Annotated in this window: 15 protein-coding genes; 7 read left to right on the top strand and 8 right to left on the bottom strand. The window is 60.7% G+C overall.

Annotated features, from left to right (window positions below; translation table 11 throughout):
• Positions 1-414 precede the first annotated feature (414 nt).
• A complete protein-coding gene (locus M2396_RS12685) occupies positions 415-1,659 on the bottom strand; it encodes a putative porin (protein ID WP_103436510.1) in 1,245 nt (414 codons plus the stop codon).
• A gap of 240 nt (positions 1,660-1,899) precedes the next feature.
• Between M2396_RS12685 and M2396_RS12680 the strand changes: the two genes are divergently transcribed.
• Positions 1,900-3,027: a GNAT family N-acetyltransferase gene (locus tag M2396_RS12680; RefSeq protein WP_150571511.1), complete on the top strand. Its 1,128-nt coding sequence runs from the start codon at positions 1,900-1,902 to the stop codon at positions 3,025-3,027.
• A gap of 51 nt (positions 3,028-3,078) precedes the next feature.
• Here M2396_RS12680 and M2396_RS12675 read toward each other — a convergent pair whose 3' ends face one another.
• The 4 genes from M2396_RS12675 to M2396_RS12660 form a co-directional block, all read right to left on the bottom strand.
• Positions 3,079-4,911, bottom strand: coding sequence for an ABC transporter ATP-binding protein (locus M2396_RS12675; RefSeq protein WP_259075821.1), 1,833 nt, complete (start codon positions 4,909-4,911; stop codon positions 3,079-3,081).
• Between the two features lie 62 nt (positions 4,912-4,973).
• A complete protein-coding gene (locus M2396_RS12670; protein WP_101317577.1) occupies positions 4,974-5,531 on the bottom strand; it encodes a peptidylprolyl isomerase in 558 nt (185 codons plus the stop codon).
• A complete protein-coding gene (locus M2396_RS12665; RefSeq protein ID WP_101317579.1) occupies positions 5,525-6,337 on the bottom strand; it encodes an alpha/beta fold hydrolase in 813 nt (270 codons plus the stop codon). Before M2396_RS12665 ends, M2396_RS12670 begins: the two co-directional genes overlap by 7 nt.
• A 13-nt stretch (positions 6,338-6,350) precedes the next feature.
• On the bottom strand, positions 6,351-7,274 hold the full coding sequence (locus tag M2396_RS12660; RefSeq protein ID WP_103436513.1) for a LysR family transcriptional regulator: 924 nt from the start codon (positions 7,272-7,274) through the stop codon (positions 6,351-6,353).
• 48 nt (positions 7,275-7,322) lie between these two features.
• On the opposite strand from M2396_RS12660, the gene M2396_RS12655 reads away from it, so the two are divergent.
• The 3 genes from M2396_RS12655 to M2396_RS12645 all read left to right on the top strand — a co-directional run bounded on the left by M2396_RS12655 (position 7,323) and on the right by M2396_RS12645 (position 9,318).
• A complete protein-coding gene (locus tag M2396_RS12655) occupies positions 7,323-7,637 on the top strand; it encodes a 3-phosphoglycerate kinase (protein ID WP_101317583.1) in 315 nt (104 codons plus the stop codon).
• Between the two features lie 109 nt (positions 7,638-7,746).
• Complete coding sequence (locus tag M2396_RS12650) at positions 7,747-8,346, top strand: FMN-dependent NADH-azoreductase (protein WP_103436514.1); 600 nt, start codon at positions 7,747-7,749, stop codon at positions 8,344-8,346.
• 90 nt (positions 8,347-8,436) lie between these two features.
• On the top strand, positions 8,437-9,318 hold the full coding sequence (locus tag M2396_RS12645) for a carboxylate/amino acid/amine transporter (protein ID WP_259075275.1): 882 nt from the start codon (positions 8,437-8,439) through the stop codon (positions 9,316-9,318).
• Here M2396_RS12645 and M2396_RS12640 read toward each other — a convergent pair.
• A complete protein-coding gene (locus M2396_RS12640) occupies positions 9,308-10,102 on the bottom strand; it encodes an SDR family oxidoreductase (RefSeq protein WP_259075273.1) in 795 nt (264 codons plus the stop codon). The genes M2396_RS12645 and M2396_RS12640 overlap by 11 nt on opposite strands.
• Before the next feature lie 149 nt (positions 10,103-10,251).
• On the opposite strand from M2396_RS12640, the gene M2396_RS12635 reads away from it, so the two are divergent.
• The gene (locus M2396_RS12635) at positions 10,252-10,824 is read left to right on the top strand and encodes a TetR/AcrR family transcriptional regulator (protein ID WP_103436518.1); all 573 of its coding nucleotides are present in this window, start codon (positions 10,252-10,254) and stop codon (positions 10,822-10,824) included.
• A gap of 47 nt (positions 10,825-10,871) precedes the next feature.
• On the opposite strand, the gene M2396_RS12630 is transcribed toward M2396_RS12635, so the two are convergent.
• The gene (locus tag M2396_RS12630; protein ID WP_259075271.1) at positions 10,872-11,666 is read right to left on the bottom strand and encodes a substrate-binding domain-containing protein; all 795 of its coding nucleotides are present in this window, start codon (positions 11,664-11,666) and stop codon (positions 10,872-10,874) included.
• 490 nt (positions 11,667-12,156) lie between these two features.
• On the opposite strand from M2396_RS12630, the gene M2396_RS12625 reads away from it, so the two are divergent.
• Positions 12,157-13,458, top strand: a complete 1,302-nt coding sequence (locus tag M2396_RS12625) for an MFS transporter (RefSeq protein WP_259075269.1) — start codon at positions 12,157-12,159, stop codon at positions 13,456-13,458.
• Between the two features lie 380 nt (positions 13,459-13,838).
• Positions 13,839-14,282 carry a GFA family protein gene (locus M2396_RS12620; protein ID WP_259075268.1) on the top strand — a complete coding sequence of 148 codons (444 nt, stop codon included), beginning with the start codon at positions 13,839-13,841 and terminating at the stop codon, positions 14,280-14,282.
• Positions 14,283-14,380: 98 nt separating this feature from the next.
• Here M2396_RS12620 and M2396_RS12615 read toward each other — a convergent pair whose 3' ends face one another.
• Positions 14,381-16,036: a GGDEF domain-containing protein gene (locus M2396_RS12615; RefSeq protein WP_259075265.1), complete on the bottom strand. Its 1,656-nt coding sequence runs from the start codon at positions 16,034-16,036 to the stop codon at positions 14,381-14,383.
• Between the last annotated feature and the right edge of the window lie 213 nt (positions 16,037-16,249).

Raw genomic sequence — 16,249 nt, 5'->3', positions numbered from 1 at the left:
AGCCCTTTCGCGACACAAGAGACCGCGCTAGCCAGTCATGCGCGGTCCTCTGTAGGAGCGGCCTTGTGTCGCGAAATGAGGGCGCAGCCCTCACTGGCGTACCATCCGGACACCCTGATCACACATCCCTCAGCGCCACCGCGACTACCGTATCCGAACCCCACAAAAGGAGCAGGAAATGGAAAGTCCCCACGCCCACAGCTTACGCCGTGGCCGAATATCCGAGCCCGGACGCTCATATTTGCTCACCAATACGCGCGGGGATCGTGCGCAGAGTTGGTGAGTATTCGCATTGGGATTGTGTTTGGCTGTAGCGGCCCCGGTGAGGGCTGCGCCCTCATTTCGCGACGCAAGGCCGCTCCTACAAGAGACCGCGGTGTAGGAGCGGCCTTGCCGGGGCCCCAGATTACTCGGTTAGAACTTGGCTTCCAGATCCACCTGCAGGGTGTCGACATCTGCATTGCTGTTCGGCAGCTGCGACAGGTCGGTCTTGGCCATCAGGTAAGCAGCGCCCACCGAGAAGTTCTTGTCGATTTCGTAACCGACCTTGAACTTGTGCCCACGCGAACCGGTGTAACCGTTGCCGAAGTCAGAGTCGGTAAACAGGCTGACCACAGCGTTGCGTTGCACGTCGCGGTAGTTGTAATCCAGGCTCCAGGCGCCCAGCTTGGTCTTCAGACCCGCCAGCCAGGCCTGATCTTCGCCATCGGTGCTGTCGGTGTTCTTCACGTACTGACCATAGGCCGAGAGTGGCAGCGCCAGGCCGGTCAGGTCGATCTGGCCGAAGCCTTCAACGAGGTTGAACTCGTTGGTGGTGTTGCCGAACGAGCGCAGGATGGTCGCTTCCTTGTCGTTGTCGTAACCGTAGATGCTGGCGCCAACGGTGACCTTGAGCGTGTCTGCCGGAGCGAAGCGTGCACCCAACTGGCCGTGGTAGACCTGCGCATCATGCTTGTACTGCACACCGTCGCCGTCGACGTTGTCCTTGAGGGTGTACTGACCGGCACTGGCAAACACCTCGGCGCCGCCCAGGTCGGTCTTGTAGGTAGCCGCCACGCCTTCCGGGTTGATGTCGCTGTCCCAGATGATGTCGCCCATGCTCACCCACGGCTGAGCCATCTTGCCGCCGATCAAATGCAGGCCGGGCAGGGCAGTCGGGTGCCAGTCGAGGTAAGCCAGGTCGACCCACAGCGACTTCTTGTCGAAGTAGTTATCCAGGCTCTGGTTGGTCGAACGGCGGTCGGCGCTGCTGCCGGTGGCGATACGCACGCCTGCATCGACCTGTGGGTTGATCTCGCTGTAGAAGCCGACGCGAGCACGCACGCGCTGACGGTCCTGGTTGCCGCTGGAGGCGTTCGGGTCGTCGACGTTGACGTCTTCGTAACGCAGGCGCACATCACCTTTGATCTGGGTCTTGGCCGCCCAGGCGACTTTCTGTTCGAAGGAGCTCATGCGTTCGGCCTGGGCTTTCTGCGTGGCTTTTTCCTTGGTTTCCTGAGACAGGTCGGCCTGCAGCTCGTTGTACTGTGCCTGGTTGATCGAACCATTGGCGCGGAGCATCTCGAGCAGCTTGGCGTCGACTGCAGCACTGGCTGGAGTACTCAGAGCCAGCATCAGACCGGTCAGGCTCACTCCAGTTAGTGTAGAAACAAGACGCATAAAGTTCTCCCGTGTTGAGCAATATGGGGAGGCTTGGACGCCCACCCCCGAGTTGGCAATTCTGCGCAAAGCGCCTGAATAGACAGGTCGCCGCGGTTTCGAAAACAGGCGCAAGTATTGCGGGGGGCAATGACAGAATAATGTCTATTTAGTGGCACTGCGGTTAAACAGTCCGCCTGGATTTGTCAGTGGCGCCATCCTTGCCGGATACTGGCGGCCACCTCGACGAGCGCTTATATCGTGATCAGCTTGTACAGCCTTGCCCACATCCGCGACCTGCCAGCCGCTAGCTGGGATGCACTGGTGCCCGCTGGCCAGCCGTTTTTGCGGCATGCGTTTCTCAGTGCCATGGAAGACAGCGGCAGTGTGGTACGGGCCACCGGCTGGGCCGCCGAGCACTTGGTGCTGGAGCGCGACGGCGAGGTGCGCGCGCTGTTGCCGGCCTATCGCAAGTGGCATTCGTTTGGCGAGTATGTGTTCGATCACGGCTGGGCGGATGCCTGTGCCCGGGCCGGTATCGCCTACTACCCCAAGCTGCTCGGCGCGGTGCCGTTCAGCCCGGTCAGTGGCCCACGCGTGCTGATGCAGGATTCAGCCGACGGCTTGCTGTTGTTGCAGGCGTTGCCTGAATACCTGAACAAGGGCGGGTTGTCCGGCGCGCATATCAACTTCACCGACACCGCGCTGGACCAGACCATCGCCGGCTTGCCGGGATGGCTGGAGCGCCTCGGTTGTCAGTTTCACTGGCGCAACCGCGGCTATCGAGATTTCCAGGACTTTCTCGACACGCTCAGCTCGCGCAAGCGCAAGCAGATGCGCAAGGAGCGTGAGCAGGTGGTTGGCCACGGTATCGACTTCCAGTGGTACCGCGGTGATCAGCTAAGTGAGCTGCAGTGGGACTTTGTCTACCTGTGCTACGCCAACACCTACACCATCCGCGGGCGGGCGCCGTATCTGACCCGTGAGTTCTTCAGCCTGCTGGCCGAGCGCATGCCCGAGGCCATCCGCGTGGTGATCGCGCGTCAGGCCGGCCGCGATGTGGCCATGGCCTTGAGCCTGGTCGGCGGCGACAGCCTGTTCGGGCGGTACTGGGGCTGCCTGGATGAGTTCGACCGGCTGCACTTCGAGACCTGTTTTTATCAGGGCATGGACTTCGCTATCGCTGAAGGGCTGCAACGTTTTGATGCTGGCGCGCAGGGCGAGCACAAGCTGATTCGCGGCTTTGAGCCAGTCATCACTCGCTCGTGGCATTACCTGCTGCATCCAGGCTTGCGGGAGGCGGTCGCGGAGTTTTTGCAGCAGGAGGGGGAGGGCGTCAGAGCTTACGCCGAAGAGGCGCGGGGCATGCTGCCTTATCGTCAGGAGTAAGGGTCAGCAAGGTGTACGCCGAGCCTGTGCAGGCCCGGCGCGACAAGGCTGTCAGTCGACCCCGACGAAGCCGCCCGTCTGGTGTTGCCACAAGCGTGCATACAAGCCCTGATGGGCGAGCAGTTCGGCGTGGGTGCCGGTCTCGACCACATGGCCCTGGTCAAGTACGACCAGTCGATCCATGCGCGCGATGGTCGACAGTCGGTGGGCAATGGCGATCACCGTCTTGCCCTGCATCAGCGTCTCCAGGCTCTCCTGAATAGCCGCTTCCACCTCTGAGTCGAGTGCCGAGGTGGCTTCGTCCATGATCAGGATCGGCGCGTTCTTCAGCAGTACTCGGGCAATCGCGATGCGCTGGCGCTGGCCACCCGAGAGCTTGACCCCTCGCTCGCCCACATGCGCATCGAAGCCAGTGCGGCCCTGCGAGTCGGACAACTGGCCGATGAAGTCATCGGCCCTGGCCCCGCGCACAGCGGCCCAGACTTCCTCGTCGGTCGCGTCGGGCCTGCCGTACAGCAGGTTGTCGCGGATCGAGCGGTGCAGCAAGGAGGTGTCCTGGGTGATCATGCCGATCTGTGCGCGCAAGCTGGCCTGGTTGACCTCGGCGATGTTCTGCCCGTCGATCAGGATGCGCCCGCTTTCAACGTCGTATAGACGCAGCAGCAGGTTGACCAGAGTCGACTTGCCGGCGCCGGACGGGCCGATCAGACCGATCTTCTCACCCGGACGAATATCCAGGTTCAGGCCATCGATGACCCTGCGACCCTTGCCATAGTTGAAGCCGATGTTGTCGAAGCGCACCGCGCCGCGCGTCACTTCAAGCGCTGGCGCCTGCGCCTGATCGGTGACCGTGACCGGCTGTGCAATGGTCTGCAGGCCGTCCTGGACCATGCCGATGTTCTCGAAGATGCCGTTGACCACCCACATGATCCAGCCCGACATGTTGACGATGCGGATCGCCAGGCCGGTCGCGAGGGCAATGGCACCCACGGTAATCAGCGAGTTGCTCCACAGCCACAGCGCCAGGCCGGTGGTGGTGACTACCAGCAAACCGTTGAGCGTGGTGATGACCACATCCATGCTGGTGATCACGCGCGAGGCCAGCTGGGTTTTCTCGGTCTGCTCGCTGATCGCTTCACGGGCGTATTGCTGCTCGTAGTCGGTATGGGCAAACAGCTTGAGGGTAGTGATGTTGGTGTAGCCGTCGACGATCCGACCCATCAGCTTGGAGCGGGCATCCGAAGACACCACCGCTCGCGCCTTGACCCGTGGCACGAAGTAGCAAAGTGCGCCGATGTAGCAGGCGATCCACACCAGCAGCGGTACCATCAGGCGCCAGTCGGCCTCGGCGAACAGCACCAGCGCACTGATCGCGTAGATCAGCACGTGCCACAGCGCATCCACCGCCTGCACCGCCGAGTCGCGCAGCGAGTTGCCGGTCTGCATGATGCGCTGGGCGATGCGCCCGGCGAAGTCGTTCTGGAAGAAGTTCATGCTCTGCTTGAGCACGTAGTTGTGGTTTTGCCAGCGGATCATGCTGGTCATGCCCGGACTGATGGTCTGGTGCACCAGCAGGTCATGCAGGCCGAAGAACAGCGGTCTGATCAGCAGCACCACCACCAGCATCCACAGCAGCTCGGCGCCGTGCAGGCTGAAGAAGTTCGGGTCCGGGGTGCCCTGGGCGAGGTCGATGATCCGGCTCAGGTAGCCGAACATCGCCACTTCGATCAGCGCTGCGACCAGGCCGACGATCAGCAGGGCAACGAAGCTCGGCCAGACCTGACGCAGGTAGTACAGGTAGAAGGCCCACACCGTACTTGGTGGAGCCTCGCTCGGGGCGTCACGGAAGATATCGATGAGCTTTTCGAAACGGCGGTACAGCATGGGCATTGCAACTCCTGTTCTACCCGACCGCAGGTAGTATCACGTCCCTGTGAAACCAGCGGTCAGTCGATGCGTTTGGCGGACTTGATGAACACCGGGTCAGCCGGGACATCACGCATGCCTTTTTTCACGGTGGTCTGCGAATTGACGATCTGATCTACCACTTCCATACCCTTGGTGACCTTGCCAAACACTGCATAGCCAGCGTCACGGCCCGGGTCGAGGAAGGCGTTGTCATTCACGTTGATGAAGAACTGGCTGGTGGCCGAGTTAGGGTTGGACGTGCGCGCCATCGACAAAGTGCCGCGGGTGTTGCGCAGGCCATTGCTGGCTTCGTTCTTGATCGGGTCTTTGGTGTCTTTCTGCACCATCTGCTCGGTGAAGCCACCGCCCTGCACCATGAAGCCCGGAATGACCCGGTGGAAGATGGTGTTGTTGTAGAAGCCGCTGTCCACGTACTGCAGGAAGTTCTTGGTGCTGATCGGTGCTTTTTCGGCGTTCAGCTCGATTTCGACCGGACCGAAGCTGGTGTCGAGCAGCACGTGCGGGGTCTTGTCCGAGGCCAGGACGCTAGTGGCAAAAGCAACCGAACAGGCAGCGAGCAGAATTTTTTTCAGCATGGGCTCAAAGATCCTTGAGAGGTGGAAACGCTAGTGAGGAACTGCAGCAGGGTCTGGTTGAAGACCTCGGCTTGATCAAGCGGCGTAGCGTGCCGCGAATCTTCGATTACCGCCAGCCTGGCGTGCGGGATCCGTTCGACGTAACGCTGTTTTAGTTGTACCGGGGTGTAATCGTGGTCGGCGGCGATCACCAGTGTCGGACACTGGATCTGGCCGATGCGTTCCGCCACGCCCCAGTCGACGATGGCGTCGAAGCTCTTCAGGTAGGCGCGCTTGTCGTTGCGCGCCCAGCGCTGGATCATCTTCTCCCGCAGGTCAGCCTGCTCGGGTTTGGGGAACAGGCGCGCCGCCAGGCCCTTGCCCACCGTCTCGACACTCAGGGCGCGGGCCAGGGCCCAGCGCTTGGCCCACCAGACCCAATCGCTGCGGGTGCGCCGTTTGACCTCGGGGGCGCTGTTGACGATGCACAGGCTGCGTAACCAGCGCGGGTGATCGACGGCGAACTGAAAGCCGATCATGCCCCCCATCGATAAGCCAACCAGGTGCACCGGGCCGGTCTGCAGGTGTTCGAGCAGGGCCAGCAGGTCTTCGCTGAAGGTTGCGATCTGGTAGCCGTCGGTGGGTTTGTCCGAGCGGCCATGGCCGCGGCTGTCGAGCAGGATCACCCGGTAGTGCTGACTCAGCAGCGGCACCTGCAGCTCCCAGTCGAGGCTGCTCGAACCGAGGCCGTGCAGCAGCACCAGCGGTTCGCCCTGACCGTATTGCTGGTAGTGCAGGGTACAGCCTTCATGTTCGAAATAGGCCATGGGCGCGGGCTTCTCAGGCTTGTGGAGGGGCGGCGAAAGGCACATCCAGCGGCGCGGTGTCGAAGCTGCGCAGCAGATCGATGAGAATCTGCGTGGCCGGGCCGAGGGCTTTCTCTTTGCTCGAGTAAAGGTAGAACAGTGGGTGGCGACTGCCACCTTGATCCAGTTGCAATGGCTTGAGCAGCCCCTCGCGCAGCTCGCGCTCGATCATGTGCCGCGGCAGCCAGGCAAAGCCCAGACCGCTGCCGACAAAGGTCGCGGCGGTGCCCAGGCTACCGACTGTCCAGCGCTGCTCGGCGCCGAGCCAGCCGACATCTTTCGGTTGAGCGCGGCCGGAGTCGCGGATCACCACCTGCAACTGGCTTTCCAGATCCTGAAAGGTGATCTCGCGGCCCAGTCGGTGCAGGCTGTGTTCCGGGTGGGCGACGGCGATGAACTCGACCGAACTCAGCTCGGTGCCCAGGTAACCGCCGATGCTGAAGCTGCTGATGGCAAGGTCGGCGATGCCTTCGTGGAGCACTTCTTCGACCCCGGACAACACCTCTTCGCGCAGGCGCACGCGGCAGCCGCGGCTTTGCGGCATGAACGCGCTCAGTGCGCGCACCAGGCGGGCGCTGGGGTACGCTGCATCGACTACCAGGCGCACCTCGGCTTCCCAGCCTTGTTCCATATGGTGGGCCAGGTCTTCCAGCTGACTGGCCTGCTTGACCAGGTGCCGCGAGCGCCGCAGCAGCACGTTGCCGGCTTCGGTCAGCACGGCCTTGCGCCCGTCGATGCGCAGCAGCGGCACGCCGAGTTGCTCCTGCATGCGCGCCACGGTATAGCTGACCGACGATTGCGAACGGTGCAGGGCGTCGGCTGCCTGGGCAAACCCGCCGTGGTCGACCACTGCCTGCAGGGTTCGCCACTGATCAAGGGTTACGCGCGGCGCTTTCATCTTCGGCTCCTGTTGTCCTAAGCTGCGCTCTTTCAAGGAGAGCGCCCTGTGAAGAAATATTGTCTGGCTGTCTTGCTGTGCCTGCCATTGAGCGCAATGGCTTACCCGATCGATGTGACCAAGGACATCAGCGGGGTGAAGATCGACTACACCGCCTATGACACTGATCAGGACATCGGCAGCATTACCGTGAACAACTACGGCGAAGTGGCTGCGGCGTGCAAGGTCAGCTTTCGCAACGGCCCGGAAGCGCCTCGCGTGCGGCGCGTAGTGGTGCCGGCAAACAAAAGCGTGGACGTGACCGCGAAGTTCAACCGGCAGATCATCAAGCTGCGCATCGCGCTGAGCTGTCAGCCGCAATAAAACGGATAAATCGATAGATTGGCTCTACTTTTTACGCTTTTTTATCGATAGGTCAACCTCTAATCTCGCCTCCATTGAATCGCACCCCGTTTATGCCAATGGAGGCAGCATGTCCCACGTATTGATCATCGAAAGCAGCGCCCGCCAGCAAGATTCCGTGTCGCGCCAGCTGACCCGCGACTTCATCCAGCAGTGGCAAGCGGCGCATCCTGGCGACCAGATCAATGTGCGCGACGTTGCCGCCAACCCGCTGCCGCACCTTGACGCCGACCTGCTCGGCGGCTGGATGAAGCCTGCGGAGCAACGGTCCATGCCTGAGCAGGAGGCTTTCGAGCGCTCCAACCAGCTGACTGACGAACTGCTCGCCGCCGACGTGCTGGTGATGGCGGCGCCAATGTACAACTTCACCATTCCCAGCACCCTCAAGGCCTGGCTGGACCATGTGCTGCGCGCAGGTATCACTTTCAAGTACACCCCGACCGGACCGCAGGGCTTGCTGCAAGGCAAGCGCGCCATCGTTCTGACTGCCCGTGGCGGCATTCATGCCGGTGCCGGCAGCGATCATCAGGAACCGTACCTGCGTCAGGCCATGGCCTTCATTGGCATTCACGACGTGGAGTTCATCCACGCTGAAGGGCTGAACATGAGTGGTGATTTTCACGAGAAGGGCGTCAACCAGGCCAAGGCCAGGCTGGCCGCGCTGGCGTGAGCCACTGAGGCTTGATGTTGCCGCTGCAGATCTGTTGCCCAGGGTGGCGCAACCGGCTAAGGTCGCCGCCTTGATTTGCGAGAGAGCACCATGGGCTACCTGATTATCGTCGCGCTGATCCAGGCGTTTTCCTTCAGCCTGATCGGCGAGTATCTGGCCGGCAACGTCGACAGCTACTTCGCCGTACTGGCGCGGGTGCTGTTGGCCGGGCTGGTGTTTCTGCCGCTGACCCGCTGGCGCCAGGTCGAACCGCGCTTTTTGCGCTCGATGCTGCTGATCGGTGCCCTGCAATACGGCGTCACCTACGTCTGCCTGTACCTGAGCTTCCGCGTGCTGACTGTGCCCGAGGTGTTGCTGTTCACCATCCTCACGCCGTTGCACGTGACCTTGATCGAAGACGCCCTGAACCGACGTTTCAACCCTTGGGCGCTGGTGGCTGCACTGGTGGCAGTGGCAGGTGCGGCGGTGATCCGCATGGACAGCATCAGTGGCGAATTCTTCATCGGCTTCCTGCTGCTGCAACTGGCCAACTTCACCTATGCCGCAGGTCAGGTGCTGTATCGCCACCTGATCGCCCGCAACCCTAGCGACTTACCTCACTACAGACGCTTCGGCTACTTCTACCTCGGCGCGCTGCTGGTGGTGCTGCCGGCGTTTCTGCTGTTCGGCAATGCCCAGCGCCTGCCGAGCACCGATGTGCAGTGGCTGGTGCTGTTGTTCCTGGGGGTGGTGCCGACGGCGCTGGGGCTGTACTGGTGGAACAAGGGCGCCTGCCTGGTTTCTGGCGCAACGCTTGCGGTGATGAACAACCTGCATGTGCCGGTGGGCTTGCTGCTCAACCTGCTGATCTGGAACCAGCACGAGCCGCTTGGGCGCTTGCTGATTGGTGGCTTGATCATTCTGGCCTCGGTCTGGCTCAGCCGGCTGGGCAGCAATCACGCTGCGCCAGCCGTTGGCGGGGTCAGGCGATAGCCTGACCTTGATAGCGCTCGGCGACGACGGACTGGCGAATCTCTGCCAGCAAGCCTTGCCGGGCAAGCTGCAGCGCATCCCAGCGTGCAGCGTCCTGCAGGGGCGGGATGGTCACCGGCTCGCGGCGGTCGAAGCCGACCAGCGCAGCGTCGACCAGGTCGCCCACGGCCATCACCTCAGTCAGGGTATTGATGTCGATACCGGCACGATCCCAGATTTCCGTGCGTGTCGCTGCAGGCAGAACCGCCTGGATATAGACGCCCTTGGGCGCCAGTTCAAGGCTCAGCCCCTGTGACAGGAACAACACGAACGCCTTGGTCGCGCCGTACACGCTCATGCCGAATTCCGGCGCCAAGCCCACCACAGAACCGATATTGATGATCGCGCCGCTGCCGGTCTGCGCCAGCCGTGGCGCGATGGCGCTGGCCAGTCGAACCAGGGCGGTGGTGTTCAACGCGACCAGGTTGGCCACGCTGTCCGTTGATTGCTCGATAAAGCTGCCGGATTGCGCGGCGCCGGCGTTGTTGACGAGCAGGGTGATGCTGCTGTCATCGCGCAAGCGGGCTTCGACGGTCGCCAGGTCGCTGCTTTGCGTCAAGTCAGCCTGAATCACATCGATGGCCACGGCATATTGCTGGCTCAGCGTTGCGGCGAGGGTATCCAGGCGGGTCTTGTCACGGGCTACCAACACCAGATCATGGCCGCGCTGGGCGAAGCGCTCGGCGTAGGTTGCGCCGATGCCAGAAGAAGCGCCGGTGATCAGTACGGTTTCAGCATTGTTCATGGACGAGTACTCAAGGTGAGTGGCAGTTGGAACAGTCAGATGGGGAAGCGGTTTTATGATGTCGATCATAATCAAAACTGTCAACGGTTTTGATTATGGTCGACATCAGAGTATGCTGGGCCATCGTTACGAAGTCCCCGAGGCGCCCCATGAAGATCACCAAGACGCAATCACTCGCTAATCGCGCGCATATCGTCGAGACGGCTTCGCAGCTGTTTCGTGAACGCGGCTACGACGGTGTGGGTGTGGCCGAGCTGATGGCCACTGCCGGGTTCACGCAAGGGGGGTTCTACAAGCACTTTGGCTCAAAGGCCGACCTGATGGCCGAAGCGGCAGCGCTCAGCCTGGAGAGGTCTGCCGCCGGTGCGTGCACTATTGGCCTGGAGGAGTTCGTCAATCGCTACGTCTCCCGTGCCCACCGGGATGGCAGAGACACCGGCTGCACCGTTGCAGCCTTGGGGGGCGATGCTGCTCGCCAGTCCGATGAGGTCAAGGCGACCTTTGCCAGCGGCATCGAAAAGACCCTGGCAGCCTTTGAAGAGAAGTACCGGGCGGGGACAGGGGCGACGCCCGAGCAGGCGCGCGCCAAAGTCGTGAGCCTGTTTACTCATGCCGTGGGTGCCGTCATGTTGTCGCGTGCGTGCCCGGATGACTCAGCGCTGGCAGATGAAATACTGCAAGCGTGCCGGGCGGAGCTGCTGGATGCGCTGGCTGCCGACTGAGCAAGGCTTGCGCGGCTGCGCAAACCTTGTGGTCATTTTCTCGGTGATCAGCTGGCGTGGTGCGGCAGCGGTGACAAGCCACTGCTCTTGATCGCCGCATCTGCCTGAGGCGAAGCGAGGTATTCAAGCAGTGCCTTGGCCGCTGCCTGATGCTGGCTTTTGCTGACCATCGCGCCGGAATACATGGTCATCTTCTGTGCCTCGGCCGGGATCAAGCCAACGATGTCGATGCCCGGTACCGGCTTGAGTTCGCTGAGCTGCTGAAAGCCGATCTGCGCCTGCCCGCGAGCGACCACCGCACCGACCGGTTCGGCCGGGATCATGTGGGCTTTGGCATTGAACTCCGACCCCAGCTGCATACGTGGGAACAACGTCCTGGACAGATAAACACCGCTGGCGCTGTCCGAATAGGCGACCGATTTGCTCTCCACCAGCACCTTGCGCAGGTTCTGCATCGTGCTGATGTTCGGCTTCGGCTCTCCTTGACGCACGGCCATGGCGATGAACGATTTGCCCAGGTCGACGCGGCTGGCCTTGTCTGCCTGGCCGTGAGCGACCAGCGTGTCCAGCGCCGAGCCGACCATCAGGACCACGTCAGCATCCTCACCCTTGGCCAGCCTGTTGGGGATCGCTTGCGGGGTGTCGCCCATCGACGGCGCCGCCAGAACATTCAGTTTGACCCCGAATTTTTTCTGGTAAGCGGGCGCTACTTCGCGGATGGCGCCCATGATGCCGCCGGAGCTGAGTACGGTCAGGGTGTTCGCGTCGCCAGGTACGGCTTCAGCTGCCGAGCACGTGAAGGTGGCCAGCAACAGTGCCGCGCAGGACATCGTTCGAAGCATGGGAGTGTTCTCCGGAACAAAAGAATCCAGATTACTGAGGCGCAGCCCCCGGTTCAGTTAACGGGCCGTGAAGGATGTTTCATGTTCTGAGCAAGCAGCGTGAACGACTATTGCCTATGTCGGTACAGCAGGGCAGACGCTGTGGCATCGGGCACTGGCTTGCGAGGTGATAAATCGCGGGCAAAAGAAAGCCCGCTGCTAGGCGGGCAAGTTCAATCACACGTAGGGATAGCTAGAGATTGCGCCCCTTGCCGTGAAAATTAAGTGAAAGTGAAGTCAACACGCCGTCAGATTTCACACACCAGTCCGATGCCAGCTGTAGCGTTCAAATGGCTGCAGATTCAGCCTCTGAAGTAGGGTCTGGATATAGCGATTGATAACAAAGACGCATCAATCCATGAAAATTAAACACTAACTGTTTCAAAATGTGTCCCGCATACTCTAGTTTAGAGCGTAACAAGCATTTTAAGAATATCGCTGGAGATCCGTCATGCATGCTTCATCCCCCGCTGCGGGCACTGCCCGTTCCCGCGCCGCAGCCGTGTTCCGCGTCACCTCGGGTAATTTTCTCGAGCAGTTCGACTTCTTTCTGTTCGGCTTCTACGCCACTCAGATTGCGACCGCATTCTTTCCTGCGGCGAGTGAATTCGCTTCCCTGATGATGACCTTTGCGGTGTTCGGCGCAGGCTTCCTCATGCGCCCGCTGGGCGCCATTGTGCTCGGTGCCTACATCGATGACGTGGGCCGGCGCAAAGGTTTGATCGTGACCCTGTCGATCATGGCCAGCGGTACGCTGTTGATCGTGCTGGTGCCCGGATACGCCAGCATTGGCCTGTGGGCACCGGCCCTGGTCTTGCTCGGACGGCTGCTGCAGGGCTTCTCGGCTGGCGCCGAATTGGGCGGGGTGTCGGTCTACCTGTCGGAAATGGCCACGCCTGGGCGCAAGGGCTTCTACACCAGCTGGCAGTCCGGCAGCCAGCAAGTGGCGATCATCGTTGCCGCAGCACTGGGCTACGGCTTGAACCAGTGGTTGGCGCCTGAGCAGATCAGCGAATGGGGCTGGCGCGTACCGTTTGCCGTGGGTTGCATGATCATCCCGTTCATCTTCCTGCTGCGGCGCAGCCTGCAGGAAACCGAAGAGTTCGCCAATCGCACCCATCGTCCGACCATGAAGCAGGTGGTGGCAACACTGGCCAGCAACTGGGGTGTTGTCATCGGCGGCATGTTGATGGTGGCAATGACCACCAGCGCCTTCTACCTGATCACCGTGTATGCACCGACCTTCGGCAAGACCGTACTCAACCTGACCACCACCGACGCCTTGCTGGTGACGCTGCTGGTCGGCATATCGAACTTCTTCTGGTTGCCCATCGGCGGCATGCTCAGCGACCGCTTCGGGCGCAAGCCGATGATGATAGCGATGACCGTGCTGACGCTGTTCACCGCTTACCCGGCGCTGTCGTACCTGGCTCAGGCAGCGAGCTTCTCGCACATGCTTGAAGTGCTGCTGTGGTTCTCGTTCCTTTATGCGCTCTACAACGGCGCAATGATCCCGGCGCTGACCGAGATCATGCCGGTCGAGGTGAAAGTGGCCGGGTTCTCGCTGGCTTACAGCCTGGCCACGGCGTTGTTTGGCGGCTTCACCCCAGCCATGTCGACCTGGCTGATCCACCTCACCGGTGACAAGGCTGCGCCGGCGTACTGGGTAACCTTCGCTGCTGGCTGCGCGTTGTGTGCCACGCTGGTGTTGTACCGCCGGGTCAAGACCGCTCAGCCACACGCGGCGGTTTGATCGGGTTGTGATGACGCCTGGCGGCTCAGCTGCCAGGCATCAGCCCGATGCGTCTTCCTGGAAGCCCTACTCTGGGCGAGCAAAGCCAATAGCCACTGGCTCACCAAGGTGAGTTTTTCTCGTGGCTGTCAAATCAGTGTAAGTGTCTGGCGCAGCACACTTATGCCAGCGGCACCCTGAGAACTGAGGTGGGTATGCTGGAGACGCTTGGTTTGACGAAAAATTGCAGGCAAAAGAAAGCCCGCTGCTAGGCGGGCTAAGGTCTATCACGTAGGGATGGGTATAGACTGCCAAGTCGCTCGTGAAAACTAAGTGAAAGGCAGGTCAATGGAGTGTCAGACCTGTGCCACTTTTGCCTCGGATGCCTCTGGAGAATCGCCATGGCTGATGCAAGCAACGATGATCGTCCCGTGTACCAGGCCGCCTGCCATTGCGGGACTGTGCAGTTTTCAGTGCGCTTGACCGATGGTGTGCGTACTGAGCGCCGGTGCAACTGCTCGCTCTGCCGTATGCGCGGTGCCGTTGCGGTATCAGCCAACCTGGACGATATCACTGTCACCCAAGGGCAAGAGGCGCTCACGCTTTATCAGTTCCACACGCGTGAAGCCAAGCACTACTTCTGCTCCAAGTGTGGCATCTACACCTTCCATCAGCGCCGTTCTGCGCCTGATCAGTACGGGGTCAATGTGGCCTGTATTGAAGGCATGAGCCCGTTTGATTTCCCTGAGGTGACTGTCAGTGATGGCCGCACTCACCCTAAAGACCGCTTAGATGGGGGCTCGCGAGTGGCAGGCTGGCTGCGCTACGAGAGCAATCCTGAGTGATTATCCAGCTTGTCTACTCGGCTTCCGAAACTGCCGGTTGATCGATGCTATCAGCGTGGACAGCGCGCTGCCCTGCTCGGGCTGCGTCTGCAGCAGCTTCAAGCCTGCGCAGCGATACTGGCTTTGCTTTGGAACATGGCGGTGTCAGCCTTGAAAATCAAATCGTCGAGGTCTTCACCATCTTCCGGATACCACGCCACCCCTAGGCTGGCGCTAACCTTGATTTGGCTGTTTCCCCATGGAATGGGCAAGGCGACGGCTTCGCAGATTTCCCCGGTGACGCGCTGGATATCGTTTCGGTGATGCGCGCCGTCGAGCAGCACGACAAATTCATCACCGCCCATGCGCGCCGCTATTTCAAACTCGCAAATATTGGATTTGATTGCCGAGGCTGCGTGGATCAGCATGGCATCGCCCGCCTGGTGGCCATAACGATCATTGATCTGCTTGAAGTGATTCAAGTCGATATAGCACAAGGCCAGATGCTCTCCACGCTTCTTTGCGTCGAGCAGCCTCTGACTAGCGAAGGGAATAAAACTATTTCGATTTGGTAAGCCAGTCAGGCTGTCATAGAAAGCCAGCTTGTGTACTTCCTCTTGGGCGAGTTTGCGCAACTTTATCTCGTTGCGTAGATGGCGCTGGGCATTCAACAGAATCAGAGCGAACATCAGGACAAGCGCAGAGCCGATGCTGACCAGAACAATGGTCTTGCGCAGTCGCTCGACGAGTTGCGGCGGGTTGGGGTCGTAGATGAAGTTTTCCAATCCGGCAATACTGTCGACCATGCCCAGTTCGAGGAAAGTCTCAGCCATACGTTGCCAGCGCCCTGGGTTCATATGACCGATCTCGATCAGGTCAGATACCACTAGCGGACGCATGGCCTCAGCTTCGAATTGCAAGTGCGCGCGACTTTTCTCCACCGAATACTGATTGAGCAGCAGGTCTATGATTTGCTCTGGGTTATCCATCGCGTAGCGCCAGCCGCGCAGCGTGGCGCGGCGGAAGGCCTCGACGCGCTGTGGATGCTCGTCAATCTCGGCCTGGCTGGTGAACAGGATGTCGCTGTAGAAGTCGATCCCGTAAGTAACGGGCGAGATGATGTTGTATGCCACGCCCCGTTCTTGCAGGTAGAAGGGCTCGTTGGTCAGGTATGAGTTGAACGCCGTCACTTTACCGCTGGCCAGATCCCCAATTTGAAAACTGCTGGGTATCAGATGTAGTTTTTCGAGGGCTATACCTTCGCTACGGAACATCGCCAGAAAATCGGCATCTGTCTGCGCATTCATCAGCATCAACGGCTTGCCGATCAGGTCGTGCACAGTGCGAACACCTTGATCTGTACGAGCCACGAGCACAGAAGGTGAGTGCTGAAAAATCACCGCCAGAGCTACCAAGGGCTTTCCATGCAGGCGTGCGTAGAGCAATTCACTATTGGCTTCGCCGTACTGGGCACGCCCAGAGAGCACTTCTTCGACCGGTGTGACATTGGGGCCACCTTCGTGCAAGTGCACGTCCAGCCCTTCTTCGCGGTAATAGCCCTGTGCTATGGCGGCGTAGTAGCCCGCGAACTGGAACTGATGTTTCCAACGTAGTTGTACATCAATCACTTGCGCAGCACTATTCTCTAGAGTGACAGGGCTCGCCCACGCAGCCTGAGCCGAGAGCAGCACAAAACACAGCAGTCGACGCAGCCGAACCAGCAGAACTCTCTCCGGCCGGTCGAGCGCGTTAGAACAGCAACGGAGGCTGGGCATCGTGAAGGTCCGTTAATCGCGCTCGTGGTTGAGCGTGCAAGGCGTTGCAGGGCATGGGTCGGCATTGTGACATCGCGCATGCAGGGCCAGCAATCGCCAGCCACGATGACCAAAGCGGCCGTTATCCTCGCTTCGGCGTGGCTGGCGCCTGATTCCCTATAACAGGCAACTACTGGCCAAAAAGGGTCGGTCGGGCCCGACAGCTTTCGACCC

Origin of the sequence: Pseudomonas sp. BIGb0278 (genome assembly GCF_024809895.1) — a bacterium.
Taxonomy (GTDB): Bacteria; Pseudomonadota; Gammaproteobacteria; order Pseudomonadales; family Pseudomonadaceae; genus Aquipseudomonas; species Aquipseudomonas shirazensis.
This window is presented reverse-complemented; position numbering and strand designations above follow the sequence as displayed.